We start from the raw sequence: 24,308 nt of genomic DNA, 5'->3' as shown, positions 1-24,308 counted from the left end.
CCGGCACCGGCCAGCGTGGCCGAGCGCGCCAGCCGCCGCTCGGCCGCATCGAGCTCGCTGCGCCGCTGCGTCACCAGTGCGGCGCCGGCAGCCTCGTCGCTGCGCCGCACCGCCAGGCCGGCCTGGGCCGCGGCCACCGCGTCGCGCGCCTGCTGCACCCGCGCCAGCGCCTCGTCGCGCCCGGCCTGCAGCGCCGGCAGGTCCATGCGCGCGACGACCTGCCCGGCCTTGACCAGATCGCCCTCGTCGACCAGGATTTCCGCGATGCGGCCGGGCTGCTGGGTGGCGATGTCGATTTCGGTGGCCTCGATACGGCCATTGCCGCTGACGAAACCGGGGTCAGGCCCTGCGGGACGGATGCTGCGCCAGCCATACATCGCGCCGAGTCCGACCAGTACGGCGAAGCCGGCCAGATAGAGGCGTCGTGACAATCTCCAGTTCATCGGCCTTCCCCATGTGGCAGTTCGACCACGGGCGGGCGCCCGCCGTCGCGCCAGTAGACCTGACGCATATCAAACCGCGCTGTTTGGACGGTAACGCTCCGGCCCGCCACCTGTATTTGATTTGAGTCAAACGTAAGCGGGTGTCGACACGGCCCGCGCAAGCCTGCAAGAATGGCTGCGACAACCGCCACTCGCCCAGCCGGAGGGAGCATGCAGACAGTGACGCACACCGAAGGCGGCGGCCTGCCGGCGCTGCGGCGCCTGCTGGCCCCCCTGCCGGACGGACTGGAGGCCCGCTTCGACGCCCAGGTCGATGCCGGCCTGGCGCGCCTGCTGCCGGTGCTCGGGCCGCTGTTCGGGACCTTCGTGGTCCTGTTCGCCGCCTGGGATGCCTGGATCGATCCGGCGCGCGCCGCGCTGACCCTGCGGGTACGGATCGCCCTGGTGCTGTTCGGCGCGCTCGCCTACGCCCGGGGCCGGCTGCGCTGGACGCCGGCCTGGCGCTGCGCCTGGCTGTATGCGACGCATGCCGGTGCGATCGTCGTCAGCGCCAGCCTGCTCGGCGGCGGCCTGGTGCTGGCCCTGCCCGGCCTGACCGGCGCCCTGTTCCTGCTCGCGCTGGTCGAGCCGCGCCCGCGCCGCTTCCTGCTCGCCGCCATGGGGCCGGCGCTGCTGCTGGTCCTGCTCGGCGCGCCGAACCTGGCGCCGCCCCTGTTCCTGAACGCCCTGCTCCTGTATGCGCTGTCGTGGCAGCTCGCCCTGGGCGTCGCCCTCGCCGGCCTGCATTTGCGGCGGCGCGCCTTCCTGGCCGAACAGGCGATACTCGATGCGGTCCGCCATGACAGCCTCACCGGCGCGCTCTCGCGCGGCTACCTGAGCGAGCTGGCGCAGCACGACCTGCTGCTCGCCCGGCGCCACGGCCGTCCGCTGGCGGTGGCGATGCTCGACATCGACCACTTCAAGCGCGTCAACGACCGTTGGGGCCATGCGGTGGGCGACCAGGCCCTGCGCGCGATGGTGCAGGCGTGCAAGCAGAGCCTGCGGGCAAGCGACTACATCGGCCGCATCGGCGGCGAGGAATTCGTCTGCGTGATGCCGGAGACCGGCGTGTCCGACGCCCTCGCCTGTACCGAGCGCATCCGGACCGCGGTGGCCGCGCTCTGCCTTCCGGTGGCGGCCGGATCGCTGCGCTTCACCGTCAGCGCGGGCGTCGCCGTGCTCGCGCCGGGGCACGCCGGCTGGCCCGAGCTCCTGCGTGCCGCCGACGGCGCCCTGTACGCCGCCAAGGAAGGCGGCCGCAACCGTACCATGCTGGCCCCGTCGCCCTGAGCCCACGCGCCCCGCGCGTGCTCAGACGCCGAGCCGGACCTTACCGCATTCGGCGCTGCTCTCGGCCAGCACGCCGCCCCAGTCGCGGATGATGCGGGCGTATTCGACCCCGGCGCGGCGGATGCGGCGCTGCATGTCGTACAGGCCGTTCTGGTTGACGTGGCCACGGACTTCGCGCAGGTCGATGTCCCAGTCCACCTGGTCGGTCAGGCTGTACCAGGTAAAGCCGATCACCGGGTAGCCCTCCTGGCGCAGCCGCAGCACGTTGGCCCACTGGCGCTCGAGCCAGAACGCGGCGTTGAGCGGCTGCAGCTGGTTCGTTTCGGTGTGCATGACCGGCAGGCGGTAGCGGTCGTAGTACTGGCGCGTCAGGCCGTAGTAGCCGAGCACGTTCGACCCATGGGTGCTGCCGTCCGGCAGCACGACCTGCTCGCTGCCTTCATAGTAGTCGGTCCCCATCACGCAGCACGGCCGCACGGTGCGCGCCATGAAGGCCTCGAGCCGCGGGCGCGGCATGCCGTTCGCAAGCAGGTAGGCGACCATCTCCGCCGCGGGCTTGCGTCCGTAGTTGAGGTCGAGCGACAGGAAGCGGCGCTCGTTGAGGCCGGCAGACAGGGGCGCGGCCTGCGGATTGTAGGGGTGGTAGTAGCGCGTCGTTTCGCTCTGGACGAACCACGCCTCGCAGGCGCCGAGGATCGCCTCGCTCGCGCGCAGGTTGGCGTCGACCACATGCGTCAAGGCGGTGACGAAGGCACGGTCGTCGCGCAGCTGCTCGTTCCAGTAGCCGCGCAGCGCCGAATATTCGGCCGTCACGAGCATTTCGTTCACCGGCGTGTAGAGCCAGACCCAGGGATAGCGGCGCGCGAAGGCTTGCGCGTACTGCGCAAAATACATCGGGAAATCGGGATTCTGGAAGTTGCCCAGCCAGTCGGGCAGTCCGAAGTGGCAGAGGTCGGCGATCGGGACGATGCCCAGCCGCCGCAGCTCGGCGAAGGTCTCGTCGGCGAAGCTCCAGTCGTAGCGCCCCGGGCCGAGGTGGGTACGGTAATACGGCGGCCCGTAGCGCAGGCAGCGCAGTCCGAGTTCGTGGACCAGGCGGAAGTCTTCGCGCCAGCGGCGGTCGTGCCCGGACGCGGCCATCTGGTCGAAGCGGCGCCGGCGGCCGTCGGCGTCCGTGATCACCGGCGCGCTGCTCTCGATTCCCGTGCAAAAGGAAAACGAGCGCGTCAGCGTCGCAGGCGACAAGGGTGTGCAGCCGCCGCTGCGTGAACCTGCCTGCGTGGCGGACCGGGCGCCATTCTTCACTGCTGGTCTCCTTGCTGGTCGGCATAACCAGGCGCTGACCTGGACAACGTCCTCTAGCATGTCGCGAGCCGCCGCCTCGGCTTTGATGCAAATCAAAGCGACGGATCTGGCTGAAAACATTGAAGGTTTTGATATGCATCAACGACCAATAACTTGACACGCCGCTATCGTAGCACCAGCCTGCGCTGCCGCCACCGTTGCCGCGCGTGCCGCCTTATCCCACCCATACCGAGACAATGTCCTTCCTCCATCGACTTCTGCCGCTGTGCTTGTTCACCCTGCTTTCGTTCACCGCCCCGGCCGGCGCCGCCGCCATCCAGGCCGAGGCCGCCCAGGCGGGCGCGCCCTTCCTGTTCCCGCTGGCTGACGGCGGCCGGCAGGCGCGCCTGGCGCTCGAACTGCTGGGCAGTGCCGAACGGCATGGTCTCGACCCCGAGCGCTACGGCTACAGCGAACTCGTCCGCAGACTTGGCGCCGCGCGCGACGCCGGCGCGACGGCAGCCCTCGAACGCGACCTGGGACAAGCCATGCAGCGCTACCTCACCGAGCTGCACGCAGGCCGCACCGTGTCCGCCTACCGGGCGGCCGGCAACCCGGCCGGATTCGACCCGGCGGCGCGCCTGGCCCAGGCCCTGCGCGAGGGGCGCCTGGCGCAGGCGGTCGACGAGGCCGCGCCTGCCATTCCCCTGTACCGCAGGGTCATGGCCAGCCTGGCGCAATACCGGGAACTGGCGCGCCGGCAGCAGGCATGGCCGCCCCTGCCCGCGGCCGCGCGCGGCATGAAGGCGGGCGATCCCTATGCGGGCGCGGCAGCGCTGCGCGCACGCCTGCAGTTGCTGGGCGACCTCGAAGGCCCGGCAGGCGGCGATGGCGGCGACGGACGCTATACGGCCGAGCTGGCGGCGGGGGTGCGGCGCTTCCAGGCGCGGCACGGCCTGGCCGAGGATGGCGTGCTCGGCGCGCGCACCCTGGCTGCGCTGGCGATTCCGCCCGCGCACCGGGCGGCGCAGCTGGCGCTGACGCTGGAGCGCCTGCGCTGGCTGCCGCCGCTGCCGCGCGGACGCACCATCGCCGTCAATCTCCCCACCTACCGCCTGTGGGCCTTCGACAGCAGCGATACGGTGGCGCCGGCGCGCCTCGAAATGCGGATCATCGTCGGCACCGCTGCCCGCACCCCGACGCCGCTCTTCATCGGCCAGATGCGCTACCTGGAGCTGAACCCCTACTGGAACGTGCCGCGCAGCATCGCCGTGGGCGAGATCCTGCCCAAGCTGGCACGCAACGGCGCCTACCTCAGGGAACACGACATGGAGCTGGTCGCTGCGGACGGCCGGGTCCTGGCCGACGATGCGACCGGGCTGGCCGCCCTGCGCGACGGCGCGGCGCGGGTCCGGCAGCGTCCCGGCAAACAGAACGCGCTCGGCGCGCTGAAGTTCGCCATGCCGAACCCGATGAACATCTACCTGCACTCGACTTCGGCGACCGAACTGTTCGATCGCACACGCCGTGACCTGAGCCATGGCTGCATCCGGGTCGAGCAACCGGTCGCGCTCGCCGAGTTCGTGCTGGCCAATCCGCAGTCGTGGAACACGGCCGCCATCGAGGCCGCCATCGGCAGCGGCAGGACGCGCACCGTGACGCTGCCGGCCGCGGTTCCCGTGGTGCTGTTCTACGCGACCGCAGTCACCGAGCGCGACGGCAGGACACTGTTCGCCGAAGACATTTACGGCCGCGACGCGGCGCTGATCGAGGCGCTCGGGTACTGACCCAGGGGCGGCGCTTCTGCTACCATTGGCCGATCCGGATCCTCGCCGCGCATGGAGGGAGCAATGAACACCCAAGACGGTTTCATCCGCTGGTTTTCGGAACTCGGCATCGCCGATGTGCCCCTGGTCGGCGGCAAGAACGCTTCCCTGGGTGAAATGGTCAGCCAGCTGGCCGGTCGGGGCTTGCGCGTGCCGAACGGATTCGCCGTGACGGCGGCCGCGTACAAGGCCACGCTCGACCATGCCGGCGCCTGGGAAGGCCTGCACGCGGCCCTCGACGGGCTCGATCCAACCGACGTGACCGACCTGGCACGGCGCGCGGCGCGGGCGCGCGCGATCGTGCATGACGCGCCGCTGCCGCCGGCACTCGAGTCGGGCATCCTGCAGGCGTGGCGCACCCTGCGCGAGGAATACGGCGAGCACCTGAGCGTGGCCGTGCGCAGCTCGGCCACGGCCGAAGACCTGCCCACCGCCAGCTTCGCGGGACAGCACGAAACCTACCTGAACATCAGCGGCGAGGCGGCACTGCTCGACAGCATACGGCGCTGCTTCGCCAGCCTGTTCACCGACCGCGCCATCGTCTACCGCATCGAAAACGGCTTCGACCACTTCAAGGTATACCTGTCGGTGGGCGTCATGAAGATGGTACGGTCCGACCTCGACTGTTCGGGGGTCGTCTTCACGCTCGATACCGAGACCGGTTTCCGCGACGTCGTGCTCGTCACCGGCGCCTACGGGCTGGGAGAAAACGTGGTGCAGGGCACGGTCGATCCGGACGAATTCTACGTCTTCAAGCCGGCCCTGCGGGACGGCAAGCGCGCCGTGCTGCGGCGCAGCCTCGGCGCCAAGCAGGTGCGCATGGTGTACGGTGCCGAGGGCGGCGCGGGCGCCACCCGCAACGAGCCGACCGGCGGCGACGAGCGCGAGCGCTTCTGCCTGGACGACGAGGCCGTGCTCGAACTGGCCACGGCCGCCCTGCGCGTCGAGGAACATTACTCGGCGCGCGCCGGTCACCCGGTGCCGATGGACATCGAATGGGCGCGCGACGGCATCGACGGCCAGCTCTACCTGGTGCAGGCCCGCCCCGAGACGGTCGCTTCGCGCCGCTCGGCAACGCAGCTGGACGAGTACCGGCTCGCCGGGCGCGGCGACATCCTGGCAGCCGGCCGCGCGGTGGGCGGCAAGGTCGCCTCGGGCAAGGCGCGCGTGATCGCCGACGCCGGCGAACTCGGCCAGTTCCAGCCGGGCGAGATCCTGGTGGCGGCAAGCACCATGCCGGATTGGGGCACCGTCATGAAGACCGCTGCCGGCGTGGTCACCGACCACGGCGGACGCACCTGCCACGCCGCCATCGTCGCGCGCGAGATCGGGGTGCCGGCGGTCGTCGGCTGCGGCGGCGCGACGGCGGCGATCCGCAGCGGCGACGAGATCACCCTGTCCTGCGCCGAGGGCGAGGTTGGCCGGGTCTACGCCGGACGGGTGCCGTTCACCAAGACCAGCACCGATCTCGCAGCACTACCCATGCCGCAGACCCGCATCATGCTCAACATCGGCAATCCGGAGGCCGCCTTTCGCACGCGCTTCCTGCCGAACGACGGCGTCGGCCTGGCGCGCATGGAATTCATCGTCGCCGAGCACATCCGCATCCACCCGATGGCGCTGGTGCATCCGGACAAGGTGGAGGATCCCGCGCAGCGTGCCGAGATCGCGCGCCGCACCCGCGGCTACGCTTCGCCCGCCGACTACTTCGTGCGCGAGCTGGCCGAGGGCGTCGGCACCATCGCCGCCGCGTTCTGGCCCAAGCCGGTCATCGTGCGCATGTCCGATTTCAAGACCAACGAGTATGCCAGCCTGCTCGGCGGCGCCGGTTTCGAACCGCGCGAGGAGAATCCGATGATCGGCTTCCGGGGCGCGTCGCGCTACGCCCATCCGGCCTATGCCGAGGGCTTCGCGCTCGAATGCCGTGCCATGCAACGGGTACGCGCCGGCATGGGCTTGCCGAACGTGCGCCTGATGATCCCGTTCTGCCGCCGTGTGGAGGAGGCGCGCGCGGTGCTCGAGACCATGGCCGGCCACGGACTCGAACGCGGCAAGGACGGCCTCGAGGTGTACGTGATGTGCGAAATCCCGAACAACGTGATCCAGATCGACGCCTTCGCCGAGCTGTTCGACGGTTTCTCGATCGGCTCGAACGACCTGACCCAGCTGGTGCTGGGCGTGGACCGCGACTCCGACCTGGTCGCCTTCGACTTCGACGAGCGCGACCCCGGCGTGCTCGAGATGCTGCGGCTGGCGATCGCGGGCGCAAAGCGCAACGGCCGCCACATCGGCATCTGCGGCCAGGCCCCGTCGGACTATCCGGAGGTGGCGCGCTACCTCGTCGAACAGGGCATCGATGCGATCAGCCTGAATCCCGATTCGATCGTCGCGACGGTGCGCAAGCTGGTCGAGGTCGAGCGCGGCCTGGGCCGCCCGCCGCGTCCGGCGCCCGGATGAGGACGGCCAGTAGTGGACGGCCAGTAGTCCAGGCTGAGCAGACATCCTTCACTTCAACAACGTCAATCAAGGAGCGCTTCCATGCAGAACTTATCGATCCCTTCGATCCGCCACCTCCTGACCGGACTGGCGGCCTTCAGCCTCGTTGCCTGTGCGGCGCCTCCTCGCGACCAGGACCACATGCGGCACCATCCGGGACGGTCCGCGAACGCGACCGCTCCTCAAGCCTCCGCCACGCAGGGAAGCGGAATGATGGGCGGCGCCATGATGGGGAGCGGCGGCAATTGCCCGATGACAGGCAGCGGCACGGCCGGCGGTGCCTGTCACATGCAGCACATGAGCAAGGAGCAGATGTGCGCAATGTATCGCAGTATGCGCGACGCTCCGGACGAGCAGGCGCGCCAGGCGATGATGGCGCGCCACATGCAAGGCGTGTCGCCCGAGATGCGCCAGCAGCATATGGAGATGATGCGGCAACACTGTCAGTGACAACCGGCAGGATGGACACATTGGCGCGGGCAGCGGGAAGTTCGAGGGCTTGACCTTCCCACGCTTGTAAGCTTTAAGCTGGGCCTCGGAACATATCAAAAGGAGGTTCCCATGCAATTCCACATCGAAAACATGACATGCGGCGGCTGCGCACGGGGCGTGACCAAAGCGATTCAATCGGTTGACGCCGGCGCGCAGGTCACTGCCGATCCGCCGAAACGCAGCGTGGAAGTCGCGTCGTCCGCATCGCGCGCGCAGATCGAGGCGGCCTTGATCGAAGCCGGCTTCCCTCCCCGCACGCAATAAGGCCCGCTTTTGTGCCTGCGCGAGAGCGCAGGCACAAGCCGGTCCAGGCAGTTTCCGGATTCGGGACGGCCTGGCCTATTCCTGAATGAAGGCCTTGCCGCGTGGCCGTTCGAGCGGCGGAATCCCACCCTGTCCAGTGCCCCTGTCCTCTTCGGCGTTTGCCAGCGTGGCGAGGATGGGGCAGTCCGGCCGTTCGTCGCCGGCGCAACACCCGATCAGTTCCTGCAAGGTGTCCGCCATCTCGCGCAGGTTCCTGATCCTCTCTTCCAGTTCCACGATATGCGCCTGCGCCAGGCGCTTGACGTCGGCGCTCTGGCGCGTGCGATCGTTCCAGAGGCCGAGCAATTCGCCGATCTCGGCCACCGAGAATCCGAGGTCCCTGGCACGCCGGATAAAACGCAGCCGGTGAACGTCGTTTCCCCCATACGCCCGGTATCCCGATTCGCTGCGCGCAGCGGCCGGAATCAGTCCGATCTCTTCATAGTAGCGAATCATCTTCGACGAGACGCCCGAGGCTTTCGCGGCTTCACCAATGTTCATGTCGATACTCCCGGTTCATACCTTAGTCAATGGCGGCACGAAGCGGCGCAGCCGCAGTGCGTTACCGAGCACGAATACGCTGGACAAGGCCATCGCGCCGGCGGCGAACACTGGCGAGAGCAGCACGCCGTAGGCCGGGTACAACGCGCCGGCCGCGACCGGAATGAGGGCCGTGTTGTAGGCAAAGGCCCAGAACAGGTTCTGGCGGATGTTCCCGATGGTGGCCTTCGACAGCGCAATCGCATTCGGGACACCCTGCAGGCTGCCCGACATCAGGACCACGTCCGCGGCTTCCATGGCGACATCGGTGCCCGTACCGATCGCCAGGCCGACCTCGGCCTCGGCCAGCGCCGGCGCGTCGTTGATGCCGTCGCCGACAAACGCGACAGCGCCATGTTCGGCCCGAAGCCGCTGGATCGCTGCCACCTTACCCGCGGGCAGCACTTCAGCGACCACCTCGTCGATCCCGAGGCGGGCAGCGATGGCCCTGGCGGTGCGCTCGTTGTCGCCCGTGATCATCGCCACCTTCAAGCCCAGCGCATGCAGCGCGGAGATGGCGGCCGGAGTGGCCTCCTTGATCGGGTCTGCCACGGCGACGATGGCGGCCAGGCGCCCGTCGATCGCGGCATACAGCGGCGACTTGCCTTCGCGGCCCAGCTTCCCGGCCGTTTGTTCAAAGCCTGCGACGTCCAGGCCCAGCGAGCGCATGTAGCGGTCGGCGCCCACTTCCACGCGCGCGCCGTCCACCATGGCGCGCACGCCCATGCCTGTCACGGAGTCGAACCCCGTTATCGGGGGAAGCTCGGCGCCCTCCTCCTTGGCGGCCTCGACGATTGCACGCGCGATCGGGTGCTCCGAACGCGCCTCTACCGCCGCGATCATCGCCAGTACCCGCTTGCGCTCGAAAGGCGCGGCCACTTCCAGGTCGGTCAGCGCCGGCCGTCCTTCGGTCAAGGTGCCGGTCTTGTCCACCGCGACCACCCTGGCGTCCTTCAGCAGTTGCAGCGCTTCGCCCTTGCGAAACAGCACGCCCAGCTCCGCCCCGCGCCCGGTACCGACCATGATCGAGGTCGGCGTCGCCAGACCCATCGCACACGGACAGGCAATGATCAGCACCGCCACCGCATTGACCAGCGCGAAGCTCAGCGCCGGCGACGGTCCGAGAACCAGCCAGACCAGGAAAGTGATGGCCGCCGCGCCCATTACCGCCGGCACGAACCACATGGTGACCTTGTCGACGACTGCCTGGATCGGCAGCTTCGAGCCTTGCGCCTGCTCGACCAGGCGGATGATCTGCGCCAGCACGGTTTGTCCACCCACGGCGACAGCCCGCAGGGTGAAAGCGCCGTTCTGGTTGACGGTTCCGCCGACGACCGGACTGCCTTGCGACTTCCTGACCGGGACCGGTTCGCCGCTGATCATCGATTCGTCGACGTAGCTGTCCCCTTCGGTCACCCGGCCGTCGACCGGCACCCGCTCGCCCGGGCGCACTTCGACGAGGTCGCCGACGGCGACGTCGCCGATCGGGATGTCGACCGTGCCGCCGTCGCGTACCACGTGGGCGACTTTCGCCTGCAGGCCGACCAGGCGCCCGATGGCCTGCGAGGTGCGGCCCTTGGCCTGGGCTTCCAGGAACCGGCCCAGCAGGATCAGCGCGACGATCACGGCCGCCGCTTCGTAGTAGACGTTGACGGTGCCGGCCGGCAGCAGGCCGGGCATGAAGGTGGCCACCACCGAGTAGGCGTAGGCGGCGAGCGTGCCGACGGCGACCAGCGAATTCATGTCCGGCGCCAGCCGCGCCAGGGCCGGGAAGCCCTTGGTATAGAAGCGCCGCCCGGGAAACAGCAGGACGAGCGTCGTCAACACGAACTGCAGGTACCAGCTCGGTCCCTTGCCGATGGTATCCATGACCCAATGGTGCATGGCCGGGATCAGGTGCGACCCCATCTCGAGGATAAACACGGGCAGCGCCAGCGCCGTTGCGATCGCCAGGTCGCGCTTGAGCGCGAGCCGCTCGGCGTCTTTCCTGGCCGTCGCATCGTCATCGGCGGCACCGGTCGGCGCAGCGAGCACGCGGCCTTCGTAGCCAGCCTTGTCGATCGCTGCCAGCAAGGCCTCGGTCGCTGCCGCGCCGCGCACGGTCGCGCGCTCGGTTGCCAGGTTGACTGTCGCCTGGGCCACACCCGGAACGGCCTGGAGTGCACGCTCGACGCGTCCGACGCAAGAGGCGCAGGTCATGCCCTCGACCGACAGCTCGACCGTTTGCGCCGGGACATCGTAACCGGCCTGCTCGATTGCCCGGACCAGCGCGGCCCGGTCGACCTTGCCATCACCACTGGGCCGGACCTCGGCCCGTTCCGTGGCCAGGTTAACGGCAACGCTCGCCACGCCGTCGACCCTGCGCAGCGCGGCTTCGACCCGCCCGACGCAGGAGGCGCAGGTCATGCCCTCGATGGGCAGGCTCAACACTGACGGTCCGCCACCTTGCAGCTGTTTGTTTGCGACGCTCATGTCTGTTAATCCCTAGATTCTGCTTAAGATACTGCCACCCTACACCTTGCCATCGTAGGAAGGTCAAGCACAGATTGTCCGGGATCTTAGGCTGTTAGCGGAACATGGGCGTCTAGAAACAAGGAAGCCCCTGAAATCAGGGGCTTCGATCACCTAAGCTTGAGCTCGTAGGTTATTGCCGAGCCGGAAGTTACTCCCACTCAATCGTCGCCGGCGGCTTCCCCGAAATATCATAGACAACGCGATTAATCCCGCGCACCTCATTGATGATCCGGTTCGACACTTTACCGAGCAGCGCGTGCGGCAGGTGCGCCCATTGTGCCGTCATGAAGTCCAGCGTCTGAACCGCGCGCAGCGCGACCACGTATTCATAGGTACGGCCGTCGCCCATCACGCCCACCGATTTCACCGGCAGGAACACGGCAAACGCCTGGCTGGTCGCTTCGTACCAGTTCACCGGGGCCTTGCCGGCGTCGATGCCGGCCACCGGTGGCAGTTCGAACGGGGTGTTACGCAGTTCTTCGATGAAGATGGCGTCGGCTTCGCGCAGCAAATCCGCGAATTCCTTTTTCACTTCGCCGAGGATGCGCACACCCAGGCCCGGGCCCGGGAACGGGTGGCGGTAGACCATGTTGTGCGGCAGGCCGAGGGCGACGCCGAGCTTGCGCACTTCGTCCTTGAACAGTTCGCGCAGCGGTTCCAGCAATTTGAGGTTCAGGGTTTCCGGCAGGCCGCCCACGTTGTGGTGGCTCTTGATGGTCTGGCCCTTCTTCCCCTTGCCGGCCGATTCAATCACGTCCGGGTAGATCGTGCCCTGCGCCAGCCATTTGGCGTTGGTCAGCTTGCCGGCTTCGACCTGGAACACTTCGACGAACTCGCGGCCGATGATCTTGCGCTTCTGCTCCGGGTCGTTGACGCCGGCCAGGTGGCCGAGGAACTGGTCTTCGGCATCGATGCGGATGACTTTCACGCCCAGGTTCTTCGAGAACATGTCCATCACCATCTTGCCCTCGTCCTTGCGCAGCAGACCGTGGTCCACAAAAACGCAGGTCAGCTGGTCGCCGATGGCGCGGTGGATCAGGGCTGCGGCCACGCTGGAGTCGACGCCGCCGGACAGGCCCAGGATGACTTCGTCGGTGCCGACTTGCGCGCGGATCTTCTCGACGGCTTCGCCGATATAGTCGGGCATATTCCAGTCGGATTTGCAGCCGCAGATCTCGTGCACGAAACGGCCGATGATGGCTTCGCCCTGGGTCGTGTGGGTGACTTCCGGGTGGAATTGCAGCGCGTAGAAGCGGCGCTCCTCGTCGGCCATGGCGGCCACCGGGCAGCTGTCGGTCGAGCCCATCAGCTTGAAGCCTTCCGGCATTTCCAGCACCTTGTCGCCGTGGCTCATCCAGACCTTCAGCATGCCGTGGCCTTCATCGGTGACGAAGTCGTTGATGCCGTTCAGCAGTTTGGTGTGGCCACGGGCGCGCACCTCGGCGTAGCCGAATTCGCGCACTTTACCGTTTTCGACCTTGCCGCCGAGCTGGGCGGCCATGGTCTGCATGCCGTAGCAGATGCCGAGCACGGGGACGCCGAGTTCGAACACGGCTTGCGGGGCGCGCGGCGAATCGCCTTCCAAGGTGGAATTATGGCTGCCCGACAGGATGACGCCGGCGGCGCCGTAGTTGCGGACGAATTCTTCGTCGACGTCGTAGGGGAAGACTTCGGAGAAGACGCCGGCGTCGCGCACGCGGCGGGCGATCAGTTGGGTAACCTGGGAGCCGAAGTCGAGGATGAGGATTTTGGAGTGCATTGAGGCAGTCAAAAAAATAGTAATCTTGTCGGGGTGCGCACCGGTCGCGTCGCGGGTATGCAGGCGTGACACGTGGGGTAGTTGAGTCCAGTGGACTCAACTACACAGCCCACCCTACGCAAAGCAAATGCAAAAAGCGGCCGTCGCCGGCCGCTTCATATGCATCATTCCGAACGGTAGTTCGGCGCTTCCTTGGTGATCGTGACGTCGTGGACATGCGACTCGCGCATGCCGGCCGACGTGATCTCGACGAATTCCGCCTTTTCGCGCAGTTCGTCGATCGTGGCGCAGCCGCAATAGCCCATCGACTGGCGCACGCCGCCGACCAGTTGGTAGATGATCGCCAGCACGCTGCCCTTGTAGGCGACGCGGCCTTCGATACCTTCCGGCACGAACTTGTCGGCCTTCGCGGTCACTTCCTGGAAGTAGCGGTCGGCCGAACCTTCGGCCATCGCGCCCAGGCTGCCCATGCCGCGGTAGGATTTATAGCTGCGGCCCTGGTACAGGATGACTTCGCCCGGCGCTTCTTCGGTGCCGGCGAACATCGAACCCATCATGACGGTCGAGGCGCCTGCCGCGAGTGCCTTCGAGATGTCGCCCGAGAAGCGGATGCCGCCATCGGCGATGCAAGGCACGCCGGTGCCGGCCAGGGCTTCGGCCACGTTCGAAATCGCGGTGATCTGCGGCACGCCGACGCCGGCGACGATGCGGGTGGTGCAGATCGAACCGGGGCCGATGCCGACCTTGACCGCATCGGCGCCATGTTCGACCAGCGCCTTGGCAGCGGCCGCGGTGGCGATGTTACCGCCGATAACGTCGACCTGCGGGTAGCGTTCCTTGATCCATTTTACGCGGTCGAGGATGCCCTGCGAATGGCCATGGGCGGTGTCGACCACCAGCACGTCGACCCCGGCCGCGACCAGCAGTTCGACGCGCTCCTTGTCCTTCTCGCCCACGCCGACCGCGGCGCCAACGATGAGCTTGCCCTGGGCGTCTTTCGATGCGAACGGGTGCTCGTGCGACTTCATGATGTCCTTGACCGTGATCAGGCCACGCAGCTCGAACGCGTCGTTGACGACCAGCACGCGCTCGAGGCGGTGCTTGTTCATCAGGCGCTTGGCTTCCTCGGTGTCGGCTTCCTCGTTGACGTACACGAGTTTCTCGCGCGGGGTCATCTTGGTGCGGGTTTCGGCGTCGAGGTCTTCCTCGAAACGCAGGTCGCGGTTGGTGATGATGCCGACCACCTGCTTGCCTTCGACGACAGGGAAGCCGGAAAAGCCATGCTGGTGCTGCAGGGCGATGACATCGCGGATCTTCATGCTCGGCGGCACGGTGATCGGATCGCGCAGGACGCCAGCCTCGAAACGCTTGACACGCGCTACTTCACGGGCCTGGTCCCTGGCGTTCAGGTTCTTGTGGATGATGCCGATGCCGCCTTCCTGTGCCATCGCAATGGCCAGGCGCGCTTCGGTCACGGTGTCCATCGCCGCCGACAGCAGCGGGATGTTGAGCGTGATGTTGCGGGTCAGCTTGGTGCGAAGGGAGGTATCGGCCGGGAGGACATTCGAGTAGGCCGGGACGAGCAGCACATCATCGAACGTGAGTGCTTTTTGAAGTAAACGCATACCATTTTCCTATAGGCGCAAAAGCGAATTATACAGAAAGCGGAAAAAAACGTCGCACGTTGGCGAAAAAAAGCCCGCCACCCCGGGCGATGGCGGGGTTCGATTGACAGCGCCGCCGAATCATGAGGAAATCGCAGATCGTACCTTAGGGAAACTTTTGATGATCCGCCCTCCGCTTCGCCCTGCGTTTCGCCGCCTCTCCGTCCGCCTGGCCGGCCTTGCCCTGCTCTGTTGCGCGGGCCTGGCCCAGGCCCAGTTCGTCTGGATCGCGCCGAACGGCACCCGCCAGTACTCGGACCAGCCGCCGCCGCCAGGCACGCCGCCGTCGAAGATCCTGAAGGCGCCCGGCCGGGCACCGATCTCGGTGGCGCTGCCGCCCGCCGCCGAACCTGCCGCCGCACCTGCCGCCGCACCTGCCGCCGAGCCGGCCGCTGCCAGGGCCAGGCCGCCCACGCTGGCCGAGCGCGAAGCCGACTACCGCAAGCGCATGGCGCAGCGCGACGAAGCCGAGCGCAAGCTGGCCGCCGAGGCGCAGAACGCCGCCGCCCAGGCCGCCTATTGCAAGGAAATGCGCAAGTCGAAACGCATGACCGAGTCCGGCGTCCGGATCTCGGAAGTCGGCGAGGATGGCCAAAAACGTTTTATCACCGACAGCGAACGCGCCCAGCGCGCGGCAAGCATCGACAAGGCGCTGGCCGGCTGCCGCTGAGTTTCATCAAGCGCGCCCCGGTTCAGGCCCGCTGCGCGATTGGCGCCGCCAGGCCCTGCGGGCGTAGCCCCACTGCGCCGGCGACGCGGTTGCGGCCGCCTGCCTTGGCCTGGTACAGCGCGGCGTCGGCACGCGCCAGCAGGCCCTCGATCGTTTCCTCCTCTTCCAGCACGGCCACGCCGATGCTGACCGTGTAATGCACGTCCGTCGCCGGCGCGGCGCGCGGCCAGGCCCGGTCCAGGGTGCTGCGCAGGCGCTCGGCCGCTGCCAGGGCGCTCTGCGCATCGGCATCCGGCAACAGGACGCCGAACTCTTCGCCGCCAAGGCGGCCGCACGCATCGATGCCGCGCATCGTCGCCTGGGTCCGTGCCACGATGTCGCGCAGCACCTGGTCGCCGACGCCGTGCCCGTGGCTATCGTTGATGCGCTTGAAATGGTCGACATCGAACAGCAGCAGCGCCAGCGGCGCGGACGCGCGTTGGGCCCGTGCATGCGCATGCCCGGCCAGCGCGAAAAACGCGCGGCGCGAGGCCGCGCCGGTCAGGTGATCGTGATCAGCGGCATGGGCGGCGGCGGCGAGGATGCGCGCATTCGACATCATGACCGCACCGAGGGTCAGCAGCGGCAAGGCAAGGGTGCCGACGGCCATGAAGACCACGTTGTAGGTCGCCAGCCCGCCGAAGGTCTGCGGCGCGTACGCCTCGATCGCATACACGGCGCCGCGGATCGCGTGTCCGCTGCCGAGCGCCAGTGCCGCGATTTTCGTGAACATGGCCGGGTAACGCAGGCGCGCGTCGGGCGCCACCGGCACGCTGGCGCCGATGGCGAAGCAGATCGCACCGTGGTAGATCGAGACGGCGACGATGCGCAGCCCGGTCGAGTCGATCGCGTAATGAAAGAAGGCGACCATGGCCAGCGTGAGCGCACTGCCCGCGACCAAGGTGTTGCAGGGTACCGCCAGCCCGAAGTGGCGCCGGAAACCGGCATACATCAGCGAGATCGTCACCAGGAACAGGCCGTTCGCCCCTTCGATCGACAGGACATCGGGCAGCACGCCGCGCGAGGCGAACAGCAGCAGGGCCAGCACCGCCAGCGCGTTGGCCTGCCCCCATTCGCGCACGCCCTCGACCTGGCTCGCCTTGAGCGACGACAATACGAACAGCATGACCACCGACATGGCGGTGGTCACCAACAGGAGGATGAGGGCAATCATCATGCAGGCAGTGGGGATAAGCCGGTAGATCGGCCGGTGGATCGGCCGGTGGATCGGAAGCGGCGCGCCGTGCGCCGGCCCCATGCGCAAGCCGGCGCAGCATGAGGCCTCACCCGCCACGTCACTGCACGGGAAAGCGGGCTATCTTATCAAAGAATCCTGTACGGAAACCGAAGCGGTTGCGCTATTGCAACCACATTTTGCAAGCACTTTTGATCGCCTGCACCTTGCGTGCAGCCGCACCGGCCCTGCCCGGCTCACGCCGCGGGACGGCTGCCGGACGCTTCTTTTTTCGCGGCGCGCTTGCGGCGCGAATCCTTGGGGTCGGCCACCAACGGCCGGTAGAGCTCGATGCGGTCGCGGTGGCGCAGGACGGTCTCGAGGGTTTTCTTCTTCGCGAAGATGCCGACCGGCTGGGTAACCAGGTTAATTTCTGGAAAGGCCAGCAAGACCCCGCTGCCCTCGATCGCCTGGCCGATGGTGGTGCCCGGCGCGACCAGCATCGTCTTGAGGAATTCCTGGCGCGCGGTGGCGTAGCACACCACGACCTCCAGCATTCCGCCCGGCTCCTCAGCCATAGACGACCTCGGCGCGCTTGCAGAACGAATCGACCATGCTGTTGGCGATCATCCCGAACACGGGACCGACCAGCTGGGCCAGCAGGACGCTGGAGAACTCGTAGTGCATGTCGAAGTCGATCTTGCAGGCGTCGGCGCGCAAGGCCTTGAAATTCCAGGTGCCCTCGAGCATCTTGAAGGGGCCGTCGACGAGGTGCATCTTCATCTGCGTCGGGCGGAGGTTGTGGTTCTGGGTGGTAAAGCTCTGCTTGACGCCGTGGAAGTTGATGCCCAGGCTGGCGACCAGCTTGTCGTCGGTGCGCTCGATCAGCTTGACGCCGCTGCACCATGGCAGGAACTTCGGATAATCTTCCACTTTCGCCACCAGATCGAACATCTGTTCGGCGCTATAGCCCAGGAAAACTGATTTGTGCACTACTGCCATTGGTCAACCGTTTGTTATGATGTTGGACAAGTTGCTTGTTACGCCAATCCGGGCGCGACAGCCGTAGTTTAACCGACCCGGGAATTTTCGCTATTTCATGAGCATCGCAGACAACAAGAAAGCATTTTTCGACTACTTCATCGAGGACCGCTACGAAGCGGGCCTGGTGCTGGAAGGTTGGGAAGTCAAAGCCATCCGCGAAGGCCGCGTGAACATCAAGGAAGCCTACGTCGTCGTACGCGGCGACGAGTTGTTCCTGTTCGGCTGCCACGTGAGCGCCCTGACCACAGCCTCCTCCTTCAGCCACCCCGAAGCCCTGCGCACCCGCAAGCTGCTGCTGCACCGTGCCGAGATCGACAAGCTGCGCGGCAAGGTCGAGCGCTCCGGCTATACCCTGGTCCCGCTCAACCTGCATTACAAGGGGGGCCGCGTCAAGTGCGAAGTCGGCCTGGCCAAGGGCAAGAAACAGCACGACAAGCGCGCCACCGAGAAAGACCGCGACGCCAAGCGCGAGGTGGCGTCGGCGATGAAGACGCATCGCCGCTGAGCTGGACGCGTGGAGTCAGGACTCCACCCTACGCGTAAAGCGTGATCATCGACAACGCATGATCACGCCAGCTTGCTCAACCTCCACGCCGCGAAACTCCCGGCCAGCCCCACGCCCACCCCGCAGGCCAGCTTGAACGCGCTGTCGAAGAGCAGCGGCGCCACCAGCCCCGACACCAGGGCAAACGACATCATCTGGATAAAGCCCAGCATCGAGGACGCCAGCCCGCGGTTGTCCGGGAACAGCCCGAGCGCATTCATCTGGATGGCCGGCATGGCCACCGCCAGGCCGAAGGTGTAGATCGCCAGCGGCAGCACGGCCCACGGCACCGCCGCCGGGAACAAGGCGTTATAGCCGATGTTGAGCAGCGCCGCGGCCAGCATGGTGGCAAAGCCGATCCACTTCATCGTCCCGGGCGCCATGCTGGCGGCGCGCTTGCCGCCCCAGCCCGAGCCCAGCACCATGCCGCCGATCAGCGGAATGAACATCCAGGCGAAGGCCGTTTCCGGCAGGCCGAGGATCACCATCACGAAGTTGGCGGCCGAGCCGATATACAGCGACAGGCCGCCGAAAGCCAGGCCGACCGACAGCGCCAGCAGCAGGAACTGCGGGTGGCGCAATACTTTCAGGTAGTTGCGGGCGATCGTGCCCGGATGAAAGACCTGGCGTTTTTCGCGCGGCAGGCTCTCGGGGAGCAGGCGCAGGGTCATGCCGATCAGCAGCACGCCAAAGCCGGCCAGGAACAGGAAGGTCGAGCGCCAGCCGAAGTGCACGTGCAGCCAGCCGCCGACGATCGGCGCGATGGCCGGCGCCAGGCCGAACACCATCATCATGTTCGACATCATCTTCTGGGCCTCGGCGCCCTTGAAGCGGTCCTGCACGATCGCCTGCCCCACCACCGAGCCGGCGCCAGCCGACAGGCCCTGCAGCGCGCGGCAGGCCAGCAGCCAGCCGAAACTCGGCGCGAACGCGGCGCCGATCGAGCCGACCGTGTACAGCGCCATGGCGGCCAGGATCACGCGCCGGCGGCCGAAGGAATCCGACAGGGTGCCGTAGAACAGCATCATGAAGGCAAAGGTAAACAGGAACACCGACAGGGTCTGCTGGACCGCCACCGGGCCGACGCCGAATTCGCGCCCGATGGCGGGCATCGAGGGCAAATAGGTGTCGATGGCGAGGGCGCCGGCCATGCCGAGACAGGCCAGGACGACGGTAAGGATTTTGTGCATCGCGCGCTTTCAAAACGACGCGCGCGCCGCAACAGGCGGCGCGCGAGGCGGCGATTGTACAGATATTTCCATCAGGCCATTGAAGGCCAGCTCGTTTTTTCTGACGGCCTGTTGCGGCGCCCGGTGCGCGCGCCAGTTCAGTCCCGCATCGACATCCCGAAGCGCTCGAAGCGCGGTGCGTAATTGCCCAGCATGTCGACCGACACCAGCAAGCGCTCGACCCGCCCGATCAGGAGTGCGCGCGGCACGAAGCCGAAATAGCGGCCGTCCGCGCTGTCGTCGCGATTATCGCCCAGCATCAGGTAGTGGCCGGCCGGCACCGTCACCGGGCCGAAGCCGCGCCCGGCCGTGGGCGCCTGCGGGATCAGCTGGATGGTGTGCGCCTGCCCGCCCAGGGTTTCGCGCACCCGCAGCGCGGCTAGCTGCCCTTTCCCGATGGGCTCCATCACCTGGCGCGGCTCCGTATAGGCGGCCTCGACACCGTTGACGACGAGGCGCTCGCCGCGCAATTCGACCACGTCGCCCGGCAGGCCGACCAGGCGCTTGACCAGGCGGGTGCCGTCCAGCGGCGAGCTGAAGGTGACGACGTCGCCGCGCGCCGGTTCGCCCGTGTGCGCGAGCACCTGGTCGGTCAGCGGCAGCTTGACGTTGAAGGCCAGCCGGTTGACGAACACGACGTCGCCTTCGAGCAGGTTGGGCCGCATCGAGGCGCTGGGCACCGGGTTCCAGTCCGCGACCGCCGTCCGGAACACGCCGAACAGCAACATGAACGCTAAAAAACCCTTGTTGGCGCGGATAAAACCCTTCATTGCCGTCTCCTGGTGTCGTGGTCGATGTCGACTTTATACCGGGAGTTTCTTCGCGGATGCTTTGGCAATCCTTAAGGCTTACCCTTCCTGGCGCGGCTTGCGGCGCAGGCCGTACCAGGCCGCGACGAGCACCGGGGCGCCGAGGGCGACGGCCGAGACCAGGTCCCAGACCCCATCGCCCAGCAAGGCGCTGACCAGGCCGATGAGGGTGAGCACGCCGAGCAGGATCGGCATGCCCCAGAGTGCCATGAAGCGCCCGTTCATCGCGCCTCTCCGCTGCGCGCGAGGGCCGGCTGCGGCGCAGGCTCAGCCTGGGCCTGGCGCGCCGCTTCCACGTGGCGCTTCTCGGCCTGGCCGCGTTTCACCCACAAGTACAGGCCGCTGCCGAGGACGATGATGGTCGCCAGGTCGAGCAGCGCCCACAGCAGCTTCATCGCGCTGCCGCCGTAGTCGCCGAAGTGCAGCGGCTGCGAGACCAGCAGCGCCGTCAGGTACCAGGGCAGCTCGCGCTGGTCGGTGATCGATCCGGTATGGGCGTCGATCAGCACCGGCTTGTACAGGCGCGAGGAAAACGCCTCGTTGCCGCGCATGTAGATGCCGTAGTGGTGGGTGCTGGCGAAAGGCGTGCCGGGGAAGGCGACGAAAGCGACCTGCATGCCCGGCGAAGCACGCTCGGCCAGTTTCACCGCCGCATCCATCGAGGCCATCCTGGTCTCGCTTGGGGGCGGCAAGCCTTGATAGGGCGCCAGCATGGCCGCCACTTCGGTCGCCTGCCAGTACTTGAGCAGCACGTCGGCCCAGGTATTGACCATGCCGGTCGCGCCGACCACGAAGGCCCACACCAGCGTGACGATGCCCAGCAGGTTGTGCAGGTCCAGCCATTTCAGGCGCTGGGTCCGGCCCTCGCGCACGGTGCCGAATTCGAGCTTGCGCATGAAGGGCGCGTACAGCACCACCCCGCTGACGATGGCCACCAGCAGCAGCAGGCCCATCAGGCCGAGGAAGAGCTTCCCGTACAGGCCGGCGAACAGGTCGACGTGCAGGCGGAACATGGTCGACATGAAGGCCCCGCCCTCGAAGGCCGGTTCCGTAATCACCTTCGCCGTGCGCGCATCGACGGCGATCGGCTTGTAGTGCTCGTCCTCGGGATGGTCGCCCAGCGTCACGTTCCAGATCGCCGGCTCGTCGATCTCCTGCGACATGTACATCATGATCTTGTTCGGATACAGGGCGCGGCCGGCGGCGATCACCTCGTCGAGGTTGGCGCGCGGCGGATTGTCGGCCAGCGCCGCCGGCAGGCTTGGGGCCTCGACATCGTTGCCGAGCAGGTGGCCGATCTCGTGGTGATAGATCAGCGGCAGGCCGGTCAGGCACAGCAGGAGCATGAAGACGGTGCAGACCAGGCTGCTCCACTTGTGGGTCCAGCGCCACAGGCGTAGGGAATTCGAGGACATGGGGGGCGGTGTCGATGTTGAGCGGCAAATGATAGTAGTTCTCATTTACATTCGCAAGCTTTGCACGCATAATAATGAGAACCATTCTCATTGACAACAAGACAAAACACATGAACCGATCACGCTTTCCCCTCACTCCGCTCGCGCTCGGCGCCCTGCTCTTCGCCGGCCAGGCGAGCGCCCAGACCGCCGAGCCGGCGCCTTCCACCGACGCCGCGCAGCCGATCCAGCAGGTGTTCGTCACCGCTTCCGCCGACGCGTCGGCCCAGGGCCTGCCGCGCGCCTACGCCGGCGGCCAGGTCGCGCGCGGCGGGCGCCTCGGCCTGCTCGGCAACGTCGACATCATGGATTCGCCCTTCAACGCCACCAGCTACACCCAGTCGCTGATCCGGGACCAGCAGGCGCGCAGCGTGGCCGACGTGGTCCAGAACGACCCCTCGGTGCGCGTCGCGCGCGGCTTCGGCAACTACCAGGAGCTGTACGTGATCCGCGGCTTCCCCGTCAACTCGGACGACCTGGCCTATAACGGCCTGTACGGCCTGCTGCCGCGCCAGTTCGTCGCCTCCGAACTGATCGAGCGGGTCGAAGTGTTCCGCGGCGCGAACAGCTTCATCAACGGCGCGGCGCCGGGCGGCGGCGGCATCGGCGGCATGATCAACCTGGTGCCCAAGCGCGCCCCGAACGCGCCGCTGACCCGCGCCACGGTCGGCGTCGAGGGCGGCGGCCAGGCCTATGGCGCGCTCGACGTGGCGCGCCACTTCGGCCCCGAGGAGCGTGCCGGCCTGCGCGTGAATGCCGTGCGGCGCGACGGCGAAACCGCGGTCGACGGCGAAGAGCGCGAGCTGAGCGTGTTCTCGCTCGGCGCCGACTACCGCGGCCGCGGCTACCGCGTGTCGGCCGACATCGGCTACCAGAACCACCAGCTGCACGATGCGCGTCCGAGCGTGACCATGGCCGCCGGCCTGCCCGTCATCGAGGCTCCCGACGCCGACCGCAACTGGGCCCAGCCCTGGACGGTATCGAAGGAGCGCGACGTGTTCGGCACCCTGCGCGGCGAGCTCGACCTCGGCCCGGACGCGGTGGCCTGGGCCGCCTTCGGCGCGCGCAAGGGAGAAGAATCGAACGTGCTGACGACGACCACGGTCACAGGTGCCAACGGCGACGCCAACATGAGCCGCTTCGACAACGTGCGCGAGGACGAAGTGCGCACCGGAGAAATCGGCGCGCGCGCCAAGCTGCGCACCGGCGCGCTCAAGCACGCGCTGTCGGCCACGGCGTCGGGCTACCATTCGGAGTCGCGCAACGCCTTTGCGCTGGGCGATTTCGCCGGCTTTGCGACGAATATCTACCGGCCGCGCGAGGTCGCCGCCCCGCCCACCGGCTTCTTCCCGGGCGGGAACATGAGCGACCCTGGCCTCACCCGCAAGACCATCCTGTCGAGCGCCGCGGTGGCCGACACCCTCTCGTTCGCCGACGACAAGCTGCTGCTGACGGTCGGCCTGCGCCACCAGCGCATCAAGGATGCCGGCTTCGACTATGTCAGCGGCGTCGAGAATTCACGCTACGAGTCCAGTGCCAACACGCCGGTCGCGGGCCTGGTCTACAAGCCGGCGCCGGGCGTGTCCCTGTATGCGAACTATATCGAGGCGCTGCAGCCGGGCACGGTCGCCAGCGGCGCCGGCCTCGGACTACGCCTGACGAACGAAGGCCAGGTATTCGCGCCCTACCGCTCGCGCCAGAAGGAAGTCGGCATGAAGCTCGACGGCGGCAAGCTGGGCGGCAGCGTGGCGCTGTTCACCATGTCCCAGCCCCAGGCCTACATCCAGGACAACACCTTCGGCCTGTTCGGCGAGCAGCGCAACCGCGGCGTCGAGCTGTCGGTGTTCGGCATGCCGGCCAGCGGGCTGCGCCTGCTCGGCGGCCTGACCCTGCTCGACACCCAGCAGCGCCGCACCGCAAACGGCGCCACCAACGGCCGGGAAGCGATCGGCGTGCCCGAGATCCAGTTCAACCTCGGCGCCGACTGGGACGTGCCGGGCGTGCCGGGCCTGGCCCTGAACACGCGCCTGGTCTCGACCTCGACCCAGTTCGCCGACGCCGCCAACGTGCAGAAGCTGCCGTCCTGGACCCGGTTTGATGTCGGCGCCAGCTGGAGCACCCGCTTCATGAGCCGCGACGTGACGCTGCGCGCGCGCATCGACAACGTCCTCGATAAAAACTACTGGGCCTCGGCCGGCGGCTATCCCGGCTTCGGCTACCTGGTCGCAGCGGCGCCGCGCACGCTGGGGGTGTCGGCGACGGTGGACTTCTAAACTAGGCCACGCCCAGGGCGGCGATCATCCCCAGGATGGTCGCCGCCATCATCAAGAGGAAGAAGCCGAGCAGCCGCAGGAACCCGCGCAGCTTTTCCCCGCGCGGACGGCTGACCAGCACATACACCAGAATCGCCAGCGGCTCGAGCAGCAGGATGGCGAGGTTGGCCCAGACCGAGCGCCGGATGCCGCGCGCGTCGCGGTCGAGGCGGAACCAGCAGAAGGTGAGGAAGTTGGCCAGCAAGGCCGACACCAGCGACCACCAATCCGGCTCCTCCACCTGCCGCGCTTCGGCGACGGCGCTGACGAAGCCCGAGACCAGCATCGTTACCAGGATGCCGGCCAGGATGCGCCGCGAGGCCCTGGCGTGGGCGCGCGAGTCCAGGCCCTCGGGCAGGCCGATCATGTTCCCGCTCATGCCA

23 protein-coding genes are annotated in these 24,308 nt (G+C 67.5%); 9 read left to right on the top strand and 14 right to left on the bottom strand.

The annotated features are described in order from the left end of the window. Positions 1 to 431, bottom strand: a 431-nt coding sequence (locus tag ACFPAH_RS03730) for a biotin/lipoyl-binding protein (protein ID WP_379740820.1), incomplete at its 3' end; no start/stop codon positions are given. A gap of 222 nt (positions 432 to 653) precedes the next feature. On the opposite strand from ACFPAH_RS03730, the gene ACFPAH_RS03725 reads away from it, so the two are divergent. Next, a complete protein-coding gene (locus ACFPAH_RS03725; protein ID WP_379740817.1) occupies positions 654 to 1,772 on the top strand; it encodes a sensor domain-containing diguanylate cyclase in 1,119 nt (372 codons plus the stop codon). 21 nt (positions 1,773 to 1,793) lie between these two features. On the opposite strand, the gene ACFPAH_RS03720 is transcribed toward ACFPAH_RS03725, so the two are convergent. Beyond that, positions 1,794 to 2,954 (bottom strand): family 1 glycosylhydrolase, encoded by a 1,161-nt coding sequence (locus ACFPAH_RS03720; RefSeq protein WP_379740814.1) that lies wholly within the window; start codon positions 2,952 to 2,954, stop codon positions 1,794 to 1,796. Between ACFPAH_RS03720 and ACFPAH_RS03715 the strand changes: the two genes are divergently transcribed. The 5 genes from ACFPAH_RS03715 to ACFPAH_RS03695 all read left to right on the top strand — a co-directional run bounded on the left by ACFPAH_RS03715 (position 2,947) and on the right by ACFPAH_RS03695 (position 8,134). Next, the gene (locus ACFPAH_RS03715) at positions 2,947 to 3,234 is read left to right on the top strand and encodes a hypothetical protein (RefSeq protein WP_379740811.1); all 288 of its coding nucleotides are present in this window, start codon (positions 2,947 to 2,949) and stop codon (positions 3,232 to 3,234) included. The genes ACFPAH_RS03720 and ACFPAH_RS03715 overlap by 8 nt on opposite strands. Positions 3,235 to 3,346: 112 nt before the next feature. Next, positions 3,347 to 4,843, top strand: coding sequence for a L,D-transpeptidase family protein (locus ACFPAH_RS03710; protein ID WP_379740808.1), 1,497 nt, complete (start codon positions 3,347 to 3,349; stop codon positions 4,841 to 4,843). 63 nt (positions 4,844 to 4,906) lie between these two features. Further along, the gene (gene ppsA / locus ACFPAH_RS03705) at positions 4,907 to 7,339 is read left to right on the top strand and encodes a phosphoenolpyruvate synthase (RefSeq protein WP_379740805.1); all 2,433 of its coding nucleotides are present in this window, start codon (positions 4,907 to 4,909) and stop codon (positions 7,337 to 7,339) included. Positions 7,340 to 7,420: 81 nt separating this feature from the next. Then, complete coding sequence (locus ACFPAH_RS03700; protein ID WP_379740802.1) at positions 7,421 to 7,828, top strand: hypothetical protein; 408 nt, start codon at positions 7,421 to 7,423, stop codon at positions 7,826 to 7,828. A gap of 111 nt (positions 7,829 to 7,939) precedes the next feature. Beyond that, on the top strand, positions 7,940 to 8,134 hold the full coding sequence (locus tag ACFPAH_RS03695; RefSeq protein ID WP_379740799.1) for a heavy-metal-associated domain-containing protein: 195 nt from the start codon (positions 7,940 to 7,942) through the stop codon (positions 8,132 to 8,134). A gap of 75 nt (positions 8,135 to 8,209) precedes the next feature. Here the strand turns inward: ACFPAH_RS03695 and cueR are convergent, their stop codons facing one another. The 4 genes from cueR to guaB form a co-directional block, all read right to left on the bottom strand. Beyond that, positions 8,210 to 8,674 (bottom strand): Cu(I)-responsive transcriptional regulator, encoded by a 465-nt coding sequence (gene cueR / locus ACFPAH_RS03690; protein WP_379740796.1) that lies wholly within the window; start codon positions 8,672 to 8,674, stop codon positions 8,210 to 8,212. 15 nt (positions 8,675 to 8,689) lie between these two features. Next, positions 8,690 to 11,185 (bottom strand): heavy metal translocating P-type ATPase, encoded by a 2,496-nt coding sequence (locus tag ACFPAH_RS03685; protein ID WP_379740793.1) that lies wholly within the window; start codon positions 11,183 to 11,185, stop codon positions 8,690 to 8,692. Positions 11,186 to 11,375: 190 nt separating this feature from the next. Beyond that, positions 11,376 to 12,986, bottom strand: a complete 1,611-nt coding sequence (guaA, locus tag ACFPAH_RS03680) for a glutamine-hydrolyzing GMP synthase (RefSeq protein ID WP_379740789.1) — start codon at positions 12,984 to 12,986, stop codon at positions 11,376 to 11,378. Between the two features lie 164 nt (positions 12,987 to 13,150). Further along, entirely contained in the window at positions 13,151 to 14,611 is a 1,461-nt protein-coding gene (gene guaB / locus ACFPAH_RS03675; RefSeq protein WP_379740785.1) for an IMP dehydrogenase, read from the bottom strand. A gap of 160 nt (positions 14,612 to 14,771) precedes the next feature. On the opposite strand from guaB, the gene ACFPAH_RS03670 reads away from it, so the two are divergent. Beyond that, positions 14,772 to 15,320, top strand: coding sequence for a DUF4124 domain-containing protein (locus tag ACFPAH_RS03670; RefSeq protein WP_379740782.1), 549 nt, complete (start codon positions 14,772 to 14,774; stop codon positions 15,318 to 15,320). 22 nt (positions 15,321 to 15,342) lie between these two features. Here ACFPAH_RS03670 and ACFPAH_RS03665 read toward each other — a convergent pair whose 3' ends face one another. The 3 genes from ACFPAH_RS03665 to ACFPAH_RS03655 form a co-directional block, all read right to left on the bottom strand. Next, positions 15,343 to 16,536, bottom strand: coding sequence for a GGDEF domain-containing protein (locus ACFPAH_RS03665; protein ID WP_379740779.1), 1,194 nt, complete (start codon positions 16,534 to 16,536; stop codon positions 15,343 to 15,345). Between the two features lie 254 nt (positions 16,537 to 16,790). Continuing rightward, positions 16,791 to 17,090, bottom strand: coding sequence for an RnfH family protein (locus ACFPAH_RS03660; RefSeq protein WP_379740776.1), 300 nt, complete (start codon positions 17,088 to 17,090; stop codon positions 16,791 to 16,793). A 13-nt stretch (positions 17,091 to 17,103) separates the two neighbouring features. After that, positions 17,104 to 17,535: a type II toxin-antitoxin system RatA family toxin gene (locus ACFPAH_RS03655; protein WP_379740773.1), complete on the bottom strand. Its 432-nt coding sequence runs from the start codon at positions 17,533 to 17,535 to the stop codon at positions 17,104 to 17,106. Between the two features lie 97 nt (positions 17,536 to 17,632). Here ACFPAH_RS03655 and smpB point away from each other — a divergent pair, with 97 nt between their 5' ends. Further along, positions 17,633 to 18,082: an SsrA-binding protein SmpB gene (gene smpB, locus ACFPAH_RS03650; RefSeq protein WP_136221348.1), complete on the top strand. Its 450-nt coding sequence runs from the start codon at positions 17,633 to 17,635 to the stop codon at positions 18,080 to 18,082. A gap of 62 nt (positions 18,083 to 18,144) precedes the next feature. On the opposite strand, the gene ACFPAH_RS03645 is transcribed toward smpB, so the two are convergent. The 4 genes from ACFPAH_RS03645 to ACFPAH_RS03630 all read right to left on the bottom strand — a co-directional run bounded on the left by ACFPAH_RS03645 (position 18,145) and on the right by ACFPAH_RS03630 (position 21,574). Then, entirely contained in the window at positions 18,145 to 19,311 is a 1,167-nt protein-coding gene (locus ACFPAH_RS03645; RefSeq protein WP_379740770.1) for a multidrug effflux MFS transporter, read from the bottom strand. Positions 19,312 to 19,448: 137 nt separating this feature from the next. Continuing rightward, a complete protein-coding gene (lepB, locus tag ACFPAH_RS03640; protein ID WP_379740767.1) occupies positions 19,449 to 20,120 on the bottom strand; it encodes a signal peptidase I in 672 nt (223 codons plus the stop codon). A 78-nt stretch (positions 20,121 to 20,198) separates the two neighbouring features. Further along, the gene (locus tag ACFPAH_RS03635; protein ID WP_379740764.1) at positions 20,199 to 20,384 is read right to left on the bottom strand and encodes a hypothetical protein; all 186 of its coding nucleotides are present in this window, start codon (positions 20,382 to 20,384) and stop codon (positions 20,199 to 20,201) included. Continuing rightward, the gene (locus tag ACFPAH_RS03630) at positions 20,381 to 21,574 is read right to left on the bottom strand and encodes a PepSY-associated TM helix domain-containing protein (protein WP_379740761.1); all 1,194 of its coding nucleotides are present in this window, start codon (positions 21,572 to 21,574) and stop codon (positions 20,381 to 20,383) included. The genes ACFPAH_RS03635 and ACFPAH_RS03630 overlap by 4 nt, the downstream gene beginning before the upstream one ends. 110 nt (positions 21,575 to 21,684) lie before the next feature. On the opposite strand from ACFPAH_RS03630, the gene ACFPAH_RS03625 reads away from it, so the two are divergent. Continuing rightward, the gene (locus tag ACFPAH_RS03625; RefSeq protein WP_379740757.1) at positions 21,685 to 23,886 is read left to right on the top strand and encodes a TonB-dependent receptor; all 2,202 of its coding nucleotides are present in this window, start codon (positions 21,685 to 21,687) and stop codon (positions 23,884 to 23,886) included. A 1-nt stretch (position 23,887) separates the two neighbouring features. Here ACFPAH_RS03625 and ACFPAH_RS03620 read toward each other — a convergent pair whose 3' ends face one another. Beyond that, positions 23,888 to 24,304, bottom strand: coding sequence for a hypothetical protein (locus ACFPAH_RS03620; protein ID WP_379740753.1), 417 nt, complete (start codon positions 24,302 to 24,304; stop codon positions 23,888 to 23,890). Positions 24,305 to 24,308: the final 4 nt, after the last annotated feature.

It is taken from the genome of Massilia sp. GCM10023247, assembly GCF_042653325.1.
Classification (GTDB): domain Bacteria; phylum Pseudomonadota; class Gammaproteobacteria; order Burkholderiales; family Burkholderiaceae_D; genus Telluria.
This window is presented reverse-complemented; position numbering and strand designations above follow the sequence as displayed.